Source organism: Streptomyces sp. CA-106110, from assembly GCF_050936285.1.
Taxonomy (GTDB): Bacteria; Actinomycetota; Actinomycetes; order Streptomycetales; family Streptomycetaceae; genus Streptomyces.
On record NZ_JBNJNB010000001.1, the window covers coordinates 10,772,335 to 10,791,423 of the forward strand.

Annotated in this window: 14 protein-coding genes and 4 pseudogenes; 8 read left to right on the forward strand and 10 right to left on the reverse strand. The window is 68.5% G+C overall.

Annotated features, from left to right (window positions below; translation table 11 throughout):
* Nucleotides 1–55: 55 nt before the first annotated feature.
* A complete protein-coding gene (locus ACQEXA_RS49650) occupies nt 56–1,309 on the reverse strand; it encodes an RNA-guided endonuclease InsQ/TnpB family protein (protein WP_433133175.1) in 1,254 nt (417 codons plus the stop codon).
* Between the two features lie 230 nt (nt 1,310–1,539).
* Here ACQEXA_RS49650 and ACQEXA_RS49655 point away from each other — a divergent pair, with 230 nt between their 5' ends.
* Both ACQEXA_RS49655 and ACQEXA_RS49660 read left to right on the forward strand, forming a co-directional pair.
* Complete coding sequence (locus tag ACQEXA_RS49655; protein ID WP_433133177.1) at nt 1,540–1,818, forward strand: VOC family protein; 279 nt, start codon at nt 1,540–1,542, stop codon at nt 1,816–1,818.
* A 775-nt stretch (nt 1,819–2,593) separates the two neighbouring features.
* A pseudogene (locus ACQEXA_RS49660) lies at nt 2,594–3,235 on the forward strand (reverse transcriptase N-terminal domain-containing protein); the annotation flags it as partial.
* A 24-nt stretch (nt 3,236–3,259) separates the two neighbouring features.
* Here ACQEXA_RS49660 and ACQEXA_RS49665 read toward each other — a convergent pair.
* From ACQEXA_RS49665 to ACQEXA_RS49680, 4 genes and pseudogenes are all read right to left on the reverse strand, one after another.
* The gene (locus tag ACQEXA_RS49665) at nt 3,260–5,479 is read right to left on the reverse strand and encodes a recombinase family protein (protein WP_433129891.1); all 2,220 of its coding nucleotides are present in this window, start codon (nt 5,477–5,479) and stop codon (nt 3,260–3,262) included.
* Entirely contained in the window at nt 5,472–5,636 is a 165-nt protein-coding gene (locus tag ACQEXA_RS49670; protein WP_359412609.1) for a hypothetical protein, read from the reverse strand. The genes ACQEXA_RS49665 and ACQEXA_RS49670 overlap by 8 nt, the downstream gene beginning before the upstream one ends.
* 166 nt (nt 5,637–5,802) lie before the next feature.
* A pseudogene (locus ACQEXA_RS49675) lies at nt 5,803–5,955 on the reverse strand (DUF5372 family protein); the annotation flags it as partial.
* On the reverse strand, nt 5,952–6,329 hold the full coding sequence (locus ACQEXA_RS49680) for a hypothetical protein (protein ID WP_359412606.1): 378 nt from the start codon (nt 6,327–6,329) through the stop codon (nt 5,952–5,954). The gene ACQEXA_RS49680 and the pseudogene ACQEXA_RS49675, both read right to left, overlap by 4 nt.
* Before the next feature lie 71 nt (nt 6,330–6,400).
* On the opposite strand from ACQEXA_RS49680, the gene ACQEXA_RS49685 reads away from it, so the two are divergent.
* Both ACQEXA_RS49685 and ACQEXA_RS49690 read left to right on the forward strand, forming a co-directional pair.
* Complete coding sequence (locus tag ACQEXA_RS49685; protein WP_433134777.1) at nt 6,401–7,555, forward strand: group II intron maturase-specific domain-containing protein; 1,155 nt, start codon at nt 6,401–6,403, stop codon at nt 7,553–7,555.
* A gap of 32 nt (nt 7,556–7,587) precedes the next feature.
* Nucleotides 7,588–9,027: pseudogene (locus ACQEXA_RS49690) on the forward strand (IS1380 family transposase).
* Nucleotides 9,028–9,330: 303 nt separating this feature from the next.
* On the opposite strand, the gene ACQEXA_RS49695 reads toward ACQEXA_RS49690, so the two are convergent.
* Together ACQEXA_RS49695 and ACQEXA_RS49700 are read right to left on the reverse strand one after the other, a co-directional pair.
* A complete protein-coding gene (locus ACQEXA_RS49695; protein ID WP_433133179.1) occupies nt 9,331–9,924 on the reverse strand; it encodes an endonuclease domain-containing protein in 594 nt (197 codons plus the stop codon).
* A 574-nt stretch (nt 9,925–10,498) separates the two neighbouring features.
* Nucleotides 10,499–11,467, reverse strand: a complete 969-nt coding sequence (locus ACQEXA_RS49700; RefSeq protein ID WP_433133181.1) for a helix-turn-helix domain-containing protein — start codon at nt 11,465–11,467, stop codon at nt 10,499–10,501.
* Nucleotides 11,468–11,761: 294 nt separating this feature from the next.
* Between ACQEXA_RS49700 and ACQEXA_RS49705 the strand changes: the two genes are divergently transcribed.
* The 3 genes from ACQEXA_RS49705 to ACQEXA_RS49715 all read left to right on the forward strand — a co-directional run bounded on the left by ACQEXA_RS49705 (nt 11,762) and on the right by ACQEXA_RS49715 (nt 16,020).
* Nucleotides 11,762–15,472: a S8 family peptidase gene (locus tag ACQEXA_RS49705; protein ID WP_433133183.1), complete on the forward strand. Its 3,711-nt coding sequence runs from the start codon at nt 11,762–11,764 to the stop codon at nt 15,470–15,472.
* 80 nt (nt 15,473–15,552) lie between these two features.
* The gene (locus ACQEXA_RS49710) at nt 15,553–15,684 is read left to right on the forward strand and encodes a hypothetical protein (protein WP_359393452.1); all 132 of its coding nucleotides are present in this window, start codon (nt 15,553–15,555) and stop codon (nt 15,682–15,684) included.
* 147 nt (nt 15,685–15,831) lie between these two features.
* Nucleotides 15,832–16,020: a hypothetical protein gene (locus ACQEXA_RS49715; RefSeq protein WP_432923585.1), complete on the forward strand. Its 189-nt coding sequence runs from the start codon at nt 15,832–15,834 to the stop codon at nt 16,018–16,020.
* Between the two features lie 111 nt (nt 16,021–16,131).
* Here ACQEXA_RS49715 and ACQEXA_RS49720 read toward each other — a convergent pair whose 3' ends face one another.
* The 3 genes from ACQEXA_RS49720 to ACQEXA_RS49730 form a co-directional block, all read right to left on the reverse strand.
* Entirely contained in the window at nt 16,132–16,692 is a 561-nt protein-coding gene (locus tag ACQEXA_RS49720; RefSeq protein WP_433133185.1) for a hypothetical protein, read from the reverse strand.
* A 150-nt stretch (nt 16,693–16,842) separates the two neighbouring features.
* Nucleotides 16,843–17,229, reverse strand: a complete 387-nt coding sequence (locus ACQEXA_RS49725; RefSeq protein WP_433133187.1) for a hypothetical protein — start codon at nt 17,227–17,229, stop codon at nt 16,843–16,845.
* Between the two features lie 55 nt (nt 17,230–17,284).
* Entirely contained in the window at nt 17,285–17,665 is a 381-nt protein-coding gene (locus ACQEXA_RS49730) for an STAS domain-containing protein (RefSeq protein WP_432923579.1), read from the reverse strand.
* Nucleotides 17,666–18,346: 681 nt separating this feature from the next.
* Here ACQEXA_RS49730 and ACQEXA_RS49735 point away from each other — a divergent pair.
* A pseudogene (locus tag ACQEXA_RS49735) lies at nt 18,347–18,823 on the forward strand (ISKra4 family transposase); the annotation flags it as partial.
* Between the last annotated feature and the right edge of the window lie 266 nt (nt 18,824–19,089).

The window sequence follows — 19,089 nt, forward strand, 5'->3', positions numbered from 1 at the left end:
AAAACGCCGAAGTCAGTAAGGACTCCCGTGAACCAGCCTGTCACCTATGTCGAAGTCAACTACCTGTCGCTGAAGCGACAGGGCTTGCACAACGGGCGTCACTGGCTGTGACGCTGCGTTTGCGTCCTGCTCCACCCGGTTGTCTCGGGGGTGGGGCTGGGGTGGTTGACTGCACCCCGCGTCGCCACAACCGCCACGCGCGGGCGCGGATGTTGCGGGAGGCGTTGTGGTCCGCGTGCGCAACGACGCCGCAGGACCGGCATGCGAACCAGGCCTGCGAGACCCGGTTCGTTCTGTCGAGGTGGCCGCACTCGGCGCAGGTGCGGGAGGTGTAGGCCGGATCGACGTACACCACCGGCACCCCCGCCCGGCGGGCCTTGTACGCGATGAACTGCCCCAGTTGGTGAAAAGCCCAACTGTGCAGGGTGGCCCGTTGGGGCTTGCGAAGCCGTACCCGCTCGCGGATGCCTGCCAGATTCTCCAGGGCGATTCCGCGACCGGTGCGTTCTGCCTCGGCCACCACATGTTTCGCGATCTTGTGGTTGATGTCCCGCGCCCGCCGCGCCTCCTTGCGCCGCCGCTTCCTCAGCCGGCGCCTGGCGGACGGAGTATTCTTCCTCTGCAGCTTGGTCCGCAACTTCCGTTCCCGGACCCGGACCCGATTCAGCGCCCGCCCGGCCATGATCTCGCCGTCGGACGTGGTGGCGATGTTGACGATGCCCAGGTCGATACCGAGGAAGTCTGCGGGATCCGTGTTCGGCGCGGCTTCGGGGACCTCGCACGTGGCCAACAGGAACCACATGCCGTCCCGCACCAGCAGATCCGACTCGTCCCTGCGGTACAGGGCCAGGGCCGCCAACTGCTCCCCACTGGCGGTGAACGCCACATCCTTCACCTGCCCCGAAACCGTCCAGATAGAGATCCGCCGCTGGGCCATTTGCCAGGACAGCATCCGGTCGTCGTACGGCTGCGCGCTCTGCGGCCGGAACGCGATCGGCTTCCCGGTGGCGTTGCAGTAGCGTCGGGACCCGGGCTTGCCCAGGTTTCCGGCCTTCAGGTTCGCCTTCAATGCGGCGTACGCGTCGCACGTCTTCTTGATCACGTGCTGGGCAGCCTGCGCACCCAGCCCCCACCGAGCCTTGATCTCACCGTAGGTGTGCTCGCGCAGCGCGAAATTCCGCTTCACATCCTTTTCGAACGCCACACCGCTAGCCCAGCTGGCGGCCTCGTTGCAGGCGCGCAGGGTCGCCTCAAGTGCCGCCGCCTGCACGGGCGTCGGCAGCAGTTTCACCTGCACCACCAGCTTCACACCCGCGACGCTACCCGGCCCCCTCGAGCCCGCGCATTCGAACACGGGAACTTCCCTCGCCCGGACTGAGCCGTACAGCGCTCCACGCCGACACAAGGCTGCGGCACTACGTGCCGCCCGCTTGAGGATGCGATTCCTCCCGGGCGCAAACGCTCGGGGCACATCGCAAGAATCATGCTGAACAGCCCCGATCTCCAGGCCACCAACCGATTCCTCTCGGATGTGTTCGGATGGCAGTTCCAGCCCTTCGCCGCGCCGGCCTCGTCGCCCCGCACGGCGACGGCCCTGGCATCGACACGGGCGTCATGCCGTCACGCGACGGCCAGCCGCGCGCGATCCCGGTCATCCGCGTGACCGATCTGGAGGGCAGCCTGGAGCGCGTCACCGCGGGTGGCGGCACGGTCGCCGTGGAGCCCTTCACCCTTCCCGGGATCGGACGGGGGTGCTACATCCTCGACCCCGCCGGCCTCCTGATCGGGCTGCACACTTACACCACGGAGTCCGACTAGCCTCCGCGTTTCACTTGCGGTGGCGTCCGGATCTTGAGCGGGAACGCGAAAGTGCCTTCTGAGCTGGGATGATGAGGCTTGTCTAGGGCTTCTGTCATCACAGCAGGAAGGCACTTTCTGCGTGCACGTGCGACACGAGGTCGCGTGTGTTGAGTGGGTGCTCTTGGAGAGGGGGTCGGCGATGGCGCCGACGACAGGGTAACCCCGGGTTCGTGTCCGATGGCCTGTCCCCACCCGGACGTGCGTCGCTGGTAACGGCGGGGTGCGGAGCTCCGGGGAGAAGCCCAAGTTCCGCCGTTCCACCCGGCGGCAACAGGCAAGGGGAAGACCGGGCGGGCGAACACCCGTAAACCCTCGATGACGTCTCGTGAAGAAAAGCCCTGCCGGTGGGATGCAGCAGCAGGGTGCAGGGCGGGCCGCTGAGACGCGGCAGGCGCCGGGCGGATATGCACGCCGTCCGGGAGGACACCGCCGCCCCGGGATATAGAGGGCGCCCACTCCGGTCGCATCTCACACGCGCGGAACGTGGAAACCCCGACGGAGGCCGTCGCCCTGGCATGGGCGGCGGTGGGCTGACCGTGAGGAAGGCTGATGTCTCCGGCGGGACAGGACGGCTCAAGAAGCAAAGGCCGGCAGGCCGAAAGGTCAGAGGAAACCGGGACAGCACGAGCGGCGGCCTCTCCGCGGCGGTCCCGGCCAACTCGCCGGATACCGGACCGTTGTCCGGGTTCGTAAGGACGCTGACGTGAGCCGGGTGAGCCTGTGGGGAGGGACGATGACGACAGCGGCAGCACCGAAGGACAAGTTGGACGCCACGGCTGCGGCCGGGGTGAACGGACCGGAGGGCGACTTCTTCGCGGGCTGGGACAGTATCGACTGGGACCGGGCGGAGAAGAACGTACGTCGCCTGCGCCAGCGCATCTTCACGGCATCGAGGGACGGCGACCTGGCGAAAGTCAGGAACCTGCAGAAACTGATGCTCCGGAGCCTGAGTAACACGCTGGTCAGCGTGCGCCGGGTGACGGAGGTCAACGCCGGACGGAAGACGGCGGGGATCGACGGTCAGGTCGTGCTGACCGCCCCGGGCAAGGCAGAGCTGGCGCGCTTCATCCAGCAGCGCGGCACCATCTGGCAGGCCCGTCCGGTCCGGCGGGTTTTCATCCCCAAGGCGGGGGGACGCAAACGGCGCCCGCTCGGCATTCCCGTGATCGTCGACAGGGCCCACCAGGCTCGGGTCTCGGCGGCGCTGGAACCCGAGTGGGAGGCCCGGTTCGAGGCGAGGTCGTATGGCTTCCGCCCGGGGCGGGGCTGCCACGACGCGATCGGGGTCATCTACAACACGCTCAACGGCAAGAACCCGCAGCGTGTGTGGATCCTGGACGCAGACCTGGCAGCGGCGTTTGACGCATCGTCACACTGCTCCTTGTGCTGATTGTGGGGGTCAGAACAGGCTGTTCTGAGGGGTCGGGGGCTCGATACGCAGGCCTTTTCTGCGTCCGGTGCGGACGTGGACGGCCTTCAGTTCGCCGTGCTTGACACGCTGCAACAGGGTCTGGCGGGAGACGCCGTAGGCGAGGGTGGCCTCGAGCATGGCGAGCCAGCCGTCGGGGGCGTCCTCGACGAATAGGGCACGGAGTTCGTCGGTGAGGCGGATGCGCCAGGGGGCGCCGGGGGTGTCCTGCTCGCCGGCGATGAAGCCGTCGCCCAGCCAGCGATGCAGGGTGGAGGGCGCGAGACCGAGTCGGTCGGCGGCCTGGGCCACGGTGACCAGCTCTCCTTCCTGCGGCTTGTCGCTCTTGGTGTGGCAGGGGATGCCCCAGTGGTGCCGTAGTGATTGGACTCTACTGGCCGTGTATGACAATCCCCGGGCGGTGCGCCGACCTTGGCGGTTGAGGATCCCGGCGATCTGGGCGTCCGGGTAGTGCACCGCCAGGCGGCGGATGAGGTCGACGGTGTCCTCGTCGGTGCGGATCTTCGGCTGCGGTCGGCGGATCGGCACCACCAGTTTGCTGATCGCGCCGCCTTTCCAGCGCATGACTGCCTCGGCGCGCGGGTCGGAGTCGTCGCGGTGGACGGTGAGGGTGACGTCCTCGAGCAGGGTGTGCAGCAGCTGCTTGCGGTCCTTGTCGGTGGTGGTCTCGGCGGTCCAGACCGGGTGGAGGTCGTCGGCGAGGGCGAGCACCGTGGCGCGCTCGGCCGCGGTGAGGGCGGTGGGCCGGCGGCGATCGCGGCGGGCGAGCTCGGCCTCGGCGGCGGCCAGGGCCGTGAGCGTCTTCTCCCAGTCGGCCTCCAGGCCGCGGGCGACCAGGCGGTTGTCCGGGTCGACGGCTCGGTAGCGGCGCTCGGCGCGCAAGGCGTCGTAGCGGGCGCGCTCGACCTCGCGCCGGTATTGGGCAAGCGCCGTGTCGTGGTCGGCTTCGAGTTGGTCGGCAGCCTTGAGGCAGGCTTCCAGGGCGGCGGGGGTGAGCGCGGCCAGGAACGCGGCGGCCACCGCGGCGTCGATGGCCTGCCCGCCGACCTGCAGGTGGCGCGTGCCGCGGCCGTCGACCAGCTGTCCGGATCCGGTGCAGTAGTAGCCGGGGGTGGCCTTGGCAGGGCCCTGGTAGAAGACGGCGAGTTTGCGCCCGCAGATGCCGCAGACGGCCAGGCCCTGCAGCAGCGCGCACCCCTCACGGACCGCGCCGGTGCCGGGCTCGTGACGCCGCGGGCGGGTGTTTGCACTGATTTTCTCCTGGTTGGCCAGGTAGTCCTCCCAGGTGATGAAGCCCTCGTGGTGGTCCTCGATCAGGACCTGCCACTGGTCGCGGGGCAGGACGCGGCGGTGGGTGCGCACGGTGCCGTCGGTGTCGAGGCGGCGTTCGAAGCGGGTGCGGCCGTAGACGTAGGCACCGGCGTAGGCGGGGTGGGTGAGCGTGTTGTGCACCGCGTGGTAGGTCGGCTCGACCCAGACGATCTCGGTGCCGTTGACGTACCCGGTCGGCTGCAGCGGCCACTTCAGGCCCTGCTCGCGCAACCACAGCCACACCCCGCGCGCTGAGCCGCAGGCGGCGAAGTGTTCGAAGACCGCGCGGATCACGCCGACCACGGCCTCGTCGGGATGGAAGAGGATCTCGCCATCGGCTTCGCCCCAGACCAGACCGACGGGAAGGCCGCGTCGCAGTTCCCCGCGGGCGGCCTTGTTGCGCACCCCGCCGTCGAGGCGGGCCCGCAGAATGTGCAGCTCAGCTTCGGCCATGGTCCCCTTCATGCCCAGCACGAGGCGGTCGTCGAACCGGCGCGGGTGGTAGACGCCGTCCGCGTCGGCGACCAGCGTGTCGGTCATCGCCGCGAGGTCGAGCAGCCGGTACCAGTCCGCATTATTGCGGGCCAGCCGGCTCACCTCGAGCGCGAGGATGATCCCGACCTGGCCCAGGCCGACCCGGGCGGCCAGCCCGGCGAACCCGGACCGCCCCAGGGCACTGGCGCCGGAGATGCCCTGGTCCTCATCGACGACGCTGACCTGCGCACGGGACCACCCGAGCGCCACCGCACGCTGGCCCAGATCGTACTGGCGGGCCGTGGACTCCCTGTTGCGTTCCAACTGAAGCAGAGTGGACTGGCGCACGTAGACGATCGCCGCTCTTTGTCGATGGGACGCGGTGACTTTACTGTGCTCACTCATCGTCAGCCTCCGTTCGGCGTGCGGCGGTCATCTTGGCGATGAGATGGGCCAGCTGGGTGACGGCCTCTTGCAGCTGGGGCTGCGGGAGTCGGCCGATCACTTGGTTCTGCGGCGGGGATACCTGCTCGGGGAGCAGACTGAGTTGGACAGGCTGCACGGTCGTCCTCCTTGCACGGTGACTGCCGTGCAGCCTGCTCCCGCCCAGCGATCGCCCGGGCGAGAAGCGAGGAAACCAGCCCGTGCGCCTCCAACAGCTTGTCCGACGAGGCAAGTTGCCTGATGCGATCGTCTCCGGCGCCGGTGGCTTCTTCCCTGTCCTGAGGGAAGTCAGTCCAGGCGGCCGGGATGAGCGACTTGCTCCCGTCCGGCAGGACCAGCAGCAGCTCCAGCCGTCCCCGGCAGTGCATCTGGCCGAGTACCTGAAGGCTGCGGCCCTTGAGCGGGTGGTGGTCCCTGACCACCTGCACGGACCTCACCGCGCACCACCGTCTCGCAAGGGCAGAGCGACCTCCGCACAGCCGCCGGCGCGCAGCACGGCGCGGGCCACCAGTACCACGGTGGGTGCGTCCACGCTGGTCAACACGGTGCCCAGGTCAACGGGGACGCCCTCGACCAGGCTCGCGCACAGCCGCAGCACCTGGCCCTCGCCGGTGGAGCAGGCCAGCCGCCCGCGCTTCAGACAGGCTGCCACCCGCGACCAGTCGACGAACGCCATCGGCGTCCCGTCCGCAGCAGGGACGATCTCGACGAAGTCCGCGATGAAGTCGTCGCGGCGCAGCCACCGTTCCTGGCCAATCAGCAACTCGACGGCCGCCACCGCGCAGTACAACCCCGCGGCCCCAGCGCGCAACGCGGCCGCGAGGTCCTCGATGCGGGTAGTGAGTCCGGGCTTCGTTCGACCGCATCGACCACGACCGGCTTCTGGCCCAGCTCGGCACCTTCCCCGCCCGGGGCATGGTTCGACAGTGGCTGAAGGCCGGGGTGGTGGAGCGCGGCCGGTTCACTGCGACCGAGGAGGGAACCCCTCAAGGCGGAGTGATCAGCCCCGTGCTACTGAACGTTGCCTTGCACGGGATGGAGGCGGCCGCGGGCGTGCGGTATTACCCTCCGGGCCGACGGGCCGGAGAGATCATGCCGGACGCCCCGGTGCTGGTCAGATACGCCGACGATCTGGTGGCGATGTGCCACAGCCGCGCAGCGGCTGAGCAGGTCAAGGCACGGCTCGCCGAGTGGCTCGCGCCGAGGGGGCTGGTCTTCAACGAGGACAAGACACGCATCGTCCACGCGGAGACCGGCTTTGACTTCCTCGGATTCAACGTGCGCCGCTACCGGAGCGGCAAGCTGCTGATCAAGCCCAATAGGGCGGCCGTCAGGCGGATACGGGTCAGGCTGCGTGAGGAGATCCGGGCACTGCGAGGCGCGGAAACCCTCGCAGTGCTGCGGGCGGTCAATCCGATCGTCCGCGGATGGGCGGCCTACTACCGGACGGTGGTGTCCAAGGAGGTCTTCGCCTCGCTGGACGCCTACCTGTGGCAGCTCTCCTACCGGTGGGCCCTGCGCAGGCATCCGAAGAAGTCGAAGCATTGGATCACCAACCGGTACTTCGGCCGATTCAACCCCGCCCGGCAGGACAGATGGGTGTTCGGCCACCGTGACAACGGTGCCTACCTCGTCAAGTTCGCCTGGACGAAAATCGTCCGGCATCAGCTGGTCAAGGGCACCTCGTCCCCGGACGATCCCGCCCTGACCGACTACTGGGCCGACCGGCGACGCAGAAGCGCTCCGCCGCCGCTGGACCGGGCCACGATGCGTCTGCTCCAGACGCAGAAGGGCCGCTGCCAGCTCTGCGAGCAACTGCTGCTGCACACCGACCGACCCCCGCAGTCCCCGACCGGGTGGGAGCAATGGCTCCGCACCACCCGGAAGGCGATCAAGACACGTCACATCGCCTATCAGGGAGCGAAGACGCCGGACGGAGTTCAACTCCGCCTCGCCCACGCCACGTGCCTACGACGGCCGAACACGTCGAACAACGGCACAACACTGCACTCCCAAGAGCCTTCAGGGCTTGCTTGAGCCGTATGCGCGGACGACGCGCACGTACGGTTCTGAGGGGGCGGGGACGCAGCAATGCGTCCCCGCTACCCGACACTACCGAGTCGCGCCCCAAACTCGTCGTATCAGCCGACGGCCGTGGGGTGGTCAGCCATGCCGGCTCCCGCCTGTTGGCCGATCTCGCCGATGCCACCGGCCTGTCCGCCTCCTTGACCGACGCCCTGCGCCGGCTGCGGCCGCGTGGTACCGGACATGACCCTGGGCGGATCGCCGTCGACCTGGCGGTGATGCTCGCTGGCGGCGGCGAGGCAATCGCGGATCTGGCCCTTCTGCGTGACCAGGCGGATGTGTTCGGCCCCGTCGCCTCCACCCCAACCGCATGGCGCCTGCTGGCCGGCATCGACCCCACCACACTGGCTGCACTGCAGACAGCCAGGGCCACAGCCCGGGAGGTCGCCTGGCTCCAGGCCGCCGAGGCCGGGCGCGAGATACCGGCAGCCCACGTCGGCGGGCGCGACCTCCCCGGCCTCGTCCTGGACATCGACGCCACCCTGGTCACCTGCGACTCCGAGAAAGAGCAGGCGGCAGCCACCTACAAGCACGGCTTCGGCTACCACCCGCTGCTGTGCTTCCTGGACAACACCGGCGAAGCCCTGGCCGGACTGCTCAGGCCGGGCAACGCCGGCGCGAACACCGCGAGCGACCACATCACCGTCCTGGATGCCGCCCTGGCCCAGATCCCCGACGCCCACCGCCACGGCACCGACATCCTCATCCGCACCGACAGCGCCGGAGGCTCGAAAGCATTCCTGCACCGCATACGCGCCCTGCGCGACCGGGGCGTCCACGCTTCTTTCTCCGTCGGACACCCCGTCACCGGACCAGTCCGCCAAGCAATCCGAGCCCTGCCCGACCATGTCTGGCATCCCGCGCTGGAACAGGACGGCACCCTGCGCGAGGGGGCCGAGGTCGCCGAGCTGACCGGCATGGTGGACCTGGCCGGTTAACCCGACGGCACACGCATCCTCGTGCGGCGCGAGCGTCCGCATCCAGGCGCCCAGCTCTCCCTGTTCGACCTCGACGAAGGCATGCGCCATCAGGTCTTCCTCACCGACACCGCCTACGGCGAAGGCTCCCTGCAGCTGCTGGAGGTCCGTCACCGCGCGCACGCCCGCGTCGAAGACCGCATCCGCAGCGGCAAGACCACCGGCTTCGGCCGCTTCCCCTCCCGACACTTCCACATCAACGCCGCCTGGCTCGAACTGGCTCTGACCGCCGTCGACCTACTCGCCTGGACCCAAACACTGCTGCTCGAAGGCGAGTTGGCCACCGCCGAACCGAAGAAGCTCCGCTACCGGCTCCTGCACACCGCCGCCCGCATCACCCGCGGAAGCCGCCGACTCCACCTGCGGATCTCCGCGACCTGGCCCTGGCGACACGAGCTGACCAGCGCATTCACCCGCCTCACAGCCCTGCCACGGCCGGCCACCTGAACCGCGGCACCCTCCCTGCCCACCCACGACCCGAGGAACCCTGGAGCACCCGACCCGCGCGTCGGGCCCCAGCCCTGCCCGCACCGCGACCAGCACCCAAAATCACGAGTCCACCGCGATGAGCCCAACTCGGCCACCTCAAGCGAAACAGGGAGGCTAACACCGGCCCGTGGACGGGCGCCACAAGAGAGGAGCCGCCCGATGGCCAGCAAGGTCCACTTGTGGGACGGACTGCTGGGCGCGGTAGTGCTGTTCTGACCGGCCTCACGACCGGGGGCCGGGAGACCGAGAATCCCGGGAGGGTCACCGGCGCCCCGATCTCCACTCGGCCAGCGGATCGAATCCGAGCAACTCGATCTTGTGCTGCCTCGTTGACTCCTTCGGTTCGCACGCCAGGTAGGGCGGGTACGGAAGCGCCAGGCGTGCCGCAGGCGGATTGTCCATGTACTCGGCCTTCGGGCAGCCAGCGACGTGCGGACACTTCTCCACGGTCCGGTTGCAGAACTTGCACAGGAGGCCGCGCACCATGCCCGTGGAGTAGTCGTGATCCACCATCGCCCCGGTCAGGGCGCCGCACAGGTGGCAGTCCGGCCCGAGGGCGTCAACCAGCACCGCCCGCAGCCGCCGAACGGCGGACGTCTTGGCTGAGGGCGGCGGCCAGTAGTGGAAGACGCCGTAAGACCCGCGCTGGCAGCGCTGTACCGGCGGCACCGACGAAGGGGGTACGCCCTCGGGCGAGGCTTGCACGAACCAACGGTGCATGAGGGAGTCGTGCGTCCCGCCGGCGCGGTAGCCATAGACCAGCCCTCCGTCGATCTCCGTCCACCCGCACCACTGCTCGTGCTCCCAACCTTGCCCGGTACGGCCCTTGGCGCAGATCATCTGGTCATCGCTCATCAGGTGGTACCGGCCGTCAGCTCCCAGTACCGCTACCCGGGGCAAGGATGGCTTGGAAACTCCGGACAGGTGGCACGGCTTCCCGGCCCGTTCCCGAACCATCTCCTCGATCCCGTCCACGCCGAAGTGGGCGTACTCCCACAGCAGCTTCGCCCGCCGGTACGGGGGAGGTCATCCAGAGTCGGCATGGCCAGCATCGTGCCGTACGGCACTGACACAACGGGATGCGCTGGCCTTGGTCTGACCCACTGCGAAGGCATGGGGACGCCTCACTCGGCGGTCGGTGGCTCAGTGGGCGACTCATGCCCGAGGATCAGAGTCCGGATTCTCTCCGTATCTGCGGACCGGAGATACCCACTCCCGGTCGAGAACTCGTCCAGCTGCTGGAGCATGTCCGCAAGGGCTGCTCCGCTGAGATTGCGATTGGCGTGAACCACCGCCCGCCGACTCACGGCCGCGGACTCGTGGGGCCCGTCAACTGACAGTGGATCCAAGCGTCTGCATCAGTCCGCGACCCGTGAGTGCCGCAGCCGTCTTGTTGCCCTGGAAGCTCGGTGTTACGTAAACGCCAAGCTCAGATCCAGCCTCGCTTGGCGGCTTCGGTGCCCAACTGGAAGCGGGTCTCGAGGCTGAGCCGGGACGCGATCGCGGCGATCCGGCGGGTCACGGTGCGCTCGCTCGTGCCCAGTTGCCGGGCGATCGCCTGGTCCTTATAGCCCGCCTGCAACATTTTCAACAGCAAGAGATCATCCGTGCTCGGCTGGTCGGGGGTCTCCGGGTCCGTCGAGACGATGGGTTGTGCCCGCTGCCAGTAGACGTCGAACAGCTCGAGGATTGCATCGAGCAGACCCGACCGATGGACGACGGTGATTTTGTCGTACTGTCCTCCGATTAGTGCGACCAGTGCGACACGACGGTCCATGATCCGCAGCCTGAACGGCAGGGTCGGCAGGAACCGGGCCTGTTCGCCGAGCTGGGCGAGGCGGGTGATCAGCTCGAATCGGCCGGGCAGCTCCAGCGCCTCCGGGGTGTAGACGGACCGTATGTCGAGGCCGCGGTCCAGCAGGTCTTTCGTGAAGGTCTCCTCCAACTCGGTGCTGTACGGGCCCAGGTACGGGGGCCGGTCCAGCACCCAGAAGTGGGTGCGCATCGATTGGGTCAGCTCGGCCACCCGTAGGGTGACCGCCGCCTCACCAGTGATCACCTCCACCAGCTCGGTCGGATCCCTCTGCAGCCGGTTGGCGCGGTACTCACTGGCCAGGTCATCGACCGCGTCCAACACCGCGGCGAACGCCGCCTCGGAATCGGCTCGGCGCTTTGCGAGCAGTGCGCTCAACGCGGTCCGCGGGCCGACCGGCCAGTACTGGCCGTGCTGTTCTCTTCGCAGCACGCCCAGTTCCACCAACCGGGCCACCGCGTGCCGTATCTGGCTGGGCGTGGCGCCCAGGTCTCCGGCGATCTCCAGCGCTGTCCGGTCCGGCTTGGCCAGATAAGCGCGGTAGACCCGCTCGTCGAACTCGCTGATCCCAAGGGCACCGAGCACCGGGCGTCCTCCTGGTCGTCTCCGCCCGGCGAGCCGTCGGGCCGGTATTGGCGCGATTCGCCAGCTGGCGATGTCAGACACGAGTCTGATCTAGACATCTCCCGTTCACAAGCCTTAACTCTGGTTGTCCACGCCAATCTGCCGCGCGATCCCAGAACCCCCACGATCGGTCCACAGCGTCGGCCATCCGATCCCCCGCCGATCCGTCACTTCAGTGACGAACCCCTTGCGGGCCGACCCGGCCCCACGGAACAGTCAGGGAATCCCTTGAGATCATCACCGAGACGCTGGAGCGTGTTCGCCGTCGCCGGCACCGCCCTCCTGTCGTTGGCACAACCCGCCGCCCTGTCCGCCGCACACGCCGCGGAATCCGCGACCACCGACTCCGCCGCTCCCGCCGCGCAGCGCAACGTGCCTCCGGGCACCCACTCGGTCACCCTGATCACGGGTGACGTGGTGGTCACACGGCAGTCCGGCGCTGGCCGCGGAACCGTCGATGTGCATGGTCCCGCCGGGACACAAGCCCAGGCGCGCATCACGGAGTCGAACGGCAACTTGTACGTCTATCCCGACTCCGTTCTCCCCTACGTGGCGGCGGGCACGCTGGACAAGCGCCTGTTCAACATCAGCGAGCTCGTCGCGGACGGCTACGACGACGCACATCGGGACCAGTTGCCGCTGATCGTCTCGTACGGCGGCAAGGCCGCCTCAGGGCTGCGTTCCACAACCCCCGAGGGCGCCACCCGCGTCAGGGCCCTCGGCAGCGTCCAGGGTGCCGCCCTGTCCGAGGACCGGGACCGATCGGCCGACTTCTGGCGTGCTGTCACCTCCGCGCCGCCGTCCGGCTCGAGGACCACCGCAGCCGCGTCCGGCAAACCGGCCTTCGGCGAGGGTATCTCCCACATCTGGCTCGACGGGGTCGTGAAGGCGGATCTCGCCGAGTCCACCTCTCAGATCGGCGCGCCACAGGCGTGGGAGGCCGGCGACACCGGGAAGGGCGTGGACGTCGCCGTCCTGGACACCGGCGTCGACGCCGAACACCCTGACCTGGCCGGCCAGATAGCGGCCTCGCAGAGCTTCGTCCCGGACGAGGACGTGACCGACCGCCATGGCCACGGCACCCACGTCGCGTCCACCATCGCCGGCACGGGGGCCGCATCGGACGGCAAGGAGAAGGGCGTCGCCCCCGGCGCGCGCCTGCACATCGGCAAGGTGCTCTCCAACGCGGGTTCCGGCGAGGAATCCTGGGTGCTGGCCGGCATGGAGTGGGCCGCGGTGGACCAGCACGCGGACATCATCAACATGAGCCTGGGCTCCACAACCCCGTCCGACGGCACCGACCCCCTCAGCGCGGCGGTCGACCGCCTGAGCGCCGAGACCGGGGCCCTGTTCGTGGTCGCCGCGGGCAACACCGGCACGGACCACAGCATTGGCGGCCCCGGCGCGGCTGACGCCGCCCTGACCGTGGGGGCTGTCGACTCCTCCGACGACGTCGCCTACTTCTCCAGCCAGGGCCCGCGCATCGACGGCGGGCTCAAGCCGGAGATCAGCGCGCCCGGCGTCGACATCCTGGCGGCACGCTCCCAATACGCGCAGTTCGGCGAGGGCAGCTACCTGACGTTCAGCGGGACCTCCCAGGCCACCCCGCATGTCGCGGGCGCCGCGGCCCTGCTCGCGGCCGCGCACCCCGGGCTGACCGGCTCCCAGCTGAAGGACCTCCTGGTGAGCAGCTCGAAGCAGCTGCCCAAGTACAACGCCTTCCAGGTGGGCAGCGGCCGGGTGGACGTCCCGTCGGCACTGAGTGCCGGCGTCTTCGCCTCCGCGACCGCGTTCGCCCCCCTGGTGCCGGCGGGCGGGTCCGGCGCGGTGAAACGCCCGGTCACGTACACCAACATCGGTGACGTGCCGGTCACCCTCGACCTGTCCGTTCAGGCCCCGAACTCCCCTGCGGGAATGTTCCAGTTGTCCGCCCCCCAGGTCGTCGTGCCGGCGCACGGCACCGCCGAGGTCACGGTCACCATCGACGGCTCCACGGCGACAGGGAACGGCCGCTGGACCGGCCAGGTCGTCGCGGCCGACACGGCGGGGAAGGTCGTCACCCACACGGCCGTGTCGCTGGGCGACCTCGCCCACAAGCTGACCCTGGTCCTCAAGGACGCACACGGAAAGCCGATGTCAGGGATCGTCGACGTGCTGCGGTCCGGCGACGACGCGCCCCAGCAGTGGTTCGTCGACGAGACCGGCACGGCGGAGGGCTACCTCCCGGACGACGTCTACTCGGTGCTGTCGTGGAAGGCCGTGCAGGGCATCCACGGCCCGCACTCGATGGGGATGGCGCTGCTCGGTGACCCCGACGTCGTGATGGACCACGACACCACGGTCACCCTGGACGTCGCGAAGATCAAGCAGATCGAGATGACCACGCCGCAGCGGACCGAGGCGACCTACCAGCGCCTGGAGTACACCCGCTCGATGAGCGGCCAGCTTTGGCGCGACTACATGGAGACCCAGACCAACTACGACAGCCTGTGGGCCCAGCCCACCACGCACAAGGTGACCCACGGCGACTTCGACCTCGGCGCCCGCTGGCGCAAGGAGCAGCCGGCACTCGCCATCGCCACCAAGACCACCGAGTTCACCGACGCCTTCCGGCAACGGGACGTCACCCCGCTGCCACAGGGTCACTACAGGCTCCCGCTCGTGGCCGCCGGCGACGGCACGAGCGCGGACTACGCCGGTGTGGACGCGCGGGGCAAGGCGGTGGTCGTCCGCCGCAACGACACGATCAGCGACGCCGACCAGGCCGCCGCGGCGATCGAGGCGGGCGCCAAGCTCCTGCTGGTCGTGAACAACACACCCGGGCGAGGGTTCCGGAGCTACAGCAAGACGCCGTGGACGGGGACCCCCGCCCGAATCGACGTCACGCTGTTGAGCACGGACGAGGGCGAGAAGCTCTTCGGCCAGGCCTCCGATCACGGGGCGGTGCTCTCGGTGGACTCGCAGCCGGTCAGCCCTTACGTGTACGACCTGATGTGGACGTGGCACAACCAGATCCCGGACAACCTGATCGTCCAGGGCGGACCGGAGAACCTCGCGCGGGTGAACGTCACCTTCGACAGCCCCGACCCGACCCGGGGCGGCGGCGAGTTCCGCTACGACTGGCCGGTCTACAACCCGAGGTGGGGGATCGGTATGCCCATGTCGGAGCCGGTGAACTCACAGCGGGTCGACTGGGTCTCGACCGGGCCCGGATACTCCTGGGGCCAGGAGGCGTACATCGACGGTCTGCTCTACGAGATCGAGCCGCGCACCACGTACCGGGCGGGCAGCACGCAGACGCAGGAGTGGTTCAAGCCCATCGAGCGCCCGTACCTGAACAACAACTACAAGCCGCCCACCCGCAGCGGGAGCCACCTGGTCCTCGACGTCCCCGCCTGGGGCGGCTCGGACCACGTCGGCATGTCCATGGACTACCAGCGCATGCATCACACCCTCACGCTGTACCAGGGTGACACCCAACTGTCCCAGAACTCGGGAAACACCGAGGTGCAGGCTGACGCCCCCGGCGCCGGCAAACTGCCGTACCGCCTCGTCCTGGACGCCAACCGGGACAGCACGGTGAGCCCGTACTCCTCCACCACGCACACCGAATGGGACTTCACCTCCCAGGCTCCGGCGGGGGACGAGACGTCAGTCCTGCCGCTCATGCAGATCAACTACGGAGTCGACACCAACGCGGCGGGCAAGGCCGCGAGGAACGCGACGCTGGCGGCGTCCGTCGCCCACCTCGCTCACGCCGGCGGCGCCGGAACCCTGTCGGCGGTCACCTTGGAGGTGTCCTACGACGACGGACACACGTGGCGGAAGATCACCGGCGGAAAGGACGGCCGGTTCGCACTGTCCGCCCCGAAGCAGGCCCAGTTCGTCTCACTGCGGGCTCACGCCCACGACAGTGCCGGCAACGCGGTCGCGCAGACCGTGATCCGGGCCTTCGGTCTCCGCTGACCAAGAGCCGGCCACTCAAACGCGGGACCTGAACCACTTGTGCGGCGGGTCGCCCCTCCAGGGGTGGCCCGCCGCACGGGGTGCGAAGCCGCACCGCCACGAAGAAGTACTACGCGGCCTTCCACGCCTCCTTCTCGCACCTGCACTTCGAGGTCCGCGAGAACGTCGGCGTTTTCGTCGAGAACGACCTGATCGCGCTGCGCGCGCGGTGAGGTGGTCGCACACCCTGCCGTACTCGGGAAATGGGACGCCGGATTCCAGCTCCATGGCGGGGAAGAACTGCCTGGCTTCCGGGGACTGCCCGGTGGTCTGCCAGGCGTAGCCGGGCCCGTCGGCTGTGGTATGCGCGCGATCTACCGGTGACGATTCACCTGGAAGCGGTGCCAGGCACGCCGGTGGGCCACGTCGGCGAGTCGGGGGCCACCATGTCCGACGCCGCCGTGCACGTGATCCGCCGCTATGGGCCCGCCATCGATCCCACCGCCGAGCCAGGGCAGACGGGCACCCTCTTGATGGGAGTCCCGGCGTTGGGAGCGTCCGACGGCTGAGCCCATACGGGAACTGCGCCTACTCGCGCGAGGCGTCTGAGACGGCGACAGCCTGCTGCGACCAGCTGCCGCCTCCGGCCGCGCCCGACGCGGACGGAGGCGGCAAGTGATCTACGATGCACGCTGTAAGCGACCCGGAGCGGGGGCAACACGCAACGCGTTCCTCGACGCGGTCAAGAACGTCACGCGAGCCGCTGTCGCTTGACTCCATGCATTCTCGTACGCCGTCGAGTCTCCCCAGTTCCTGATGGTCCCTTTCTGGGTAACTGCGTCACGCAACGCCTTGAGCGCGTCGTTCAGGTGGACGCACGCATCCTCAACACTCTGCGGACCCAGCAACTCGACCCGCTCAATGGCTCGTTGCATAGACTCCGAGACGGGGGTGACGGCGGTCCAGACCTCCCGCTCCACCTCTTCCCATACCTCCTCGTCGGGGCGCTCTTCGCGCACCCAGCCCTCGATCAGGTCGCGGAACTGACTCACACCCGTGTCCCACGAAGTCAGGAGCGCGATGTACGCCTCCTGACGTTGCCCGCGTAGCCATTGGCCGTGTTCCACGGCCGCCTGGTCGACGACCTGCCGTCGGCCCACAAAGACGCCGAGCCCTGTTCCGGCCAATGCCCCGACCGCTGCGATCACTGCGGCTGTGACGGTCCCCCACTGCTCTCCCATGCCGATATCTTGCACAGTCTGGAGCGTGAGGTCTCAGGATCACGCCTTTCTGACCTTTGGACTTGCCCTGGTCGGACCCTGACTGATCAATCCGCCACGCGCGGCGGCGTACCAGGATGGCGTTTCGGCCGCCGAGGGACCGAGCGCCCGTCACATGCGTTCCAAAACCGGCCGCGGACGGCGTCGCGTTGGGAGCAGCCGGGGACCGGGCGGTGCGGTGAAGTGGTCGCGCACCCCGTCGGACTCCGGAAACGCGACGCCGGTCTCCCGCTCCATGGCGGGGAAGAACTGCCTGGCTTCCGGGGACTGGCCGGTCGTCTGCCAGGCGTAGCCGGGCCCGTCGGCGAGTACACGGCGGATCAGGCGTCGACCGAGGCCCTGACGCTGCATTGTGATGGAGATCTGGTTGATGCTGCCGACGCGGCACACGTCGCACACCCTCCACACCAGAACGCCGATGTCGTACCCGCTTCGGTCGAACATCCGGATGCGGCGGTGTCCGGTCGGCTGCCGGGGCGGCCAGTAGACGAACCTCACCTCCTGACGGCGGGTAGCAAACAGGATCCACCTCCACCGCAGAGGTGACAGGTACTCAGGGACGGCTGGTGACACCGGCTTCTCCTTGCGGGTCAGGGTGTCGCCTTCGCCAGTCGACTGAGTCGTAGATGGAGAACACATTGTGCAGTCCCGTGATGGTGAAGATCCGACGGACGTCCGGATTGGCGATGACGAGTCGCAGCTCGCCTCGACAAGCGCGGATGCGCTTGAGGATTCCGACGAGCACGCCCAGTCCTGTCGAGTCGATGAACGTCACACCGAGCAGATCGACGATGAAGCGGCGATCCCCTTCCCGGATGAGCTCGACTACGTGGTCCCGGATCTGCGGCACCGTGGACACATCCGCCTCACCGTAGACCTCCACGACGGTCCAGCCGCTGTCGCTGCGGTGACTGATCTGGAATTCGTGCTGCACGGCCCAACTATCCGCCATGCCATGGGCCGAGACCGCGGCGCATACCTTGCGCACGTTCGTTCTGCATATTCACGAGGCCGGGCTATGCCCACCATTCCCGATGTCGTCCCCCTCCGCAGAACACCGTGAAGCGAACCGGTGATGGCCCAGCTGATCATCACTGATTCCGAGAGAGCCGCCGCTGCGGTCCTTCCCGCTCCAGACCGAGAGTCGATTCGCGCGGACGACGAGCCCGGCACGACAGTGCACTTCCCGCCCGTCGAGAACGGGCTTCGGCGGAACGCCAGGTGCGTGAGACAGAGAGAGGCTTCAATGTCACACAGCAGCTGAGCCCCCAGCCGACCTTCGGAAGCCCGCGGCGGCGGAGGGGGCGACTCGGCAACATTCTGCGTCACTTCAAGGGGAGGGCTCCCGTGCATCCACGCTCCAAAGTCAGCCGCTGGATACCTGAGCGATGGCTCGGCAAGAACCGCCGCGCCCAGGCGGAGATCTCCCGTGGCGTGGTCGTCGACCAGCACGCCGCCGAGTTGGCAGCACTCCTCACTGCCCGCCTGAACACGCGGGTTGTACTGCGCCCACGCGCGGACGGAACTGCCCTGTTCCTGCTGGACGCTGACGATCAGCCGCTGCGCATCCCTGTCAAGTCAGCGTGTTGAGATTTTCAAAGGGCCCGGAGGGCCCGTCACCGAATACGTCTGGGACGCCGCGCACGCGTTCCACAAGCCCGGCAGCCGCGAGGCCGAAGTCTTCACCGCCGACCGTCTCACGGCGATCCTCGCCGGTGACGCCGCCCGCGTCGCCGACGAACTCCTCGCCCTGGCCGACCAGGCCCACCTGGCGGCCTCACGCCGCGAGGCGGTCATCACCTGCCACCGCTACCTCACCGGCCATCTCGAGCAACTCCACTACGACACCGCCCTGGACAAGGGCTGGCCCATCGCGACCGGCGCGATCGAAGGCGCCTGCCGGCACCTGATCGCCGACCGCCTCGACATCACCGGCGCCCGCTGGGGCTTGCACGGCGCCGAAGCCGTCCTCAAACTCCGCGCCGTGACCAGCAACGGCGACCTCGACGACTACTGGGCCTTCCACACCGCTCGCGAACACGAACGGCTCTACCCCAACCCTGACCAGGCCATATTCAGACTGACCGCCTGATCCGCGACCTTCACTTCAGAAGAGCCGCACCCAGCTCAGTAGGTCGGTGCCTACCTCGCGTGCCTGGCATGTGTCGTTGACGTGGTGCCAGACGTAGTGGGCACGGTCGGCGACGACTTCGGGGTGAGTTTCAGGCTGGTCGTTCTCGGCGCCCGCTGTGAGCGCCGTTGCCGATGGTGTCGATTCTGGCCTCGACGCGGGATGTCGACTGCGGACGCGTCCACTGGTTGATCCGCAGATTTTGGAACCGCTGACCAGCAGCGGAC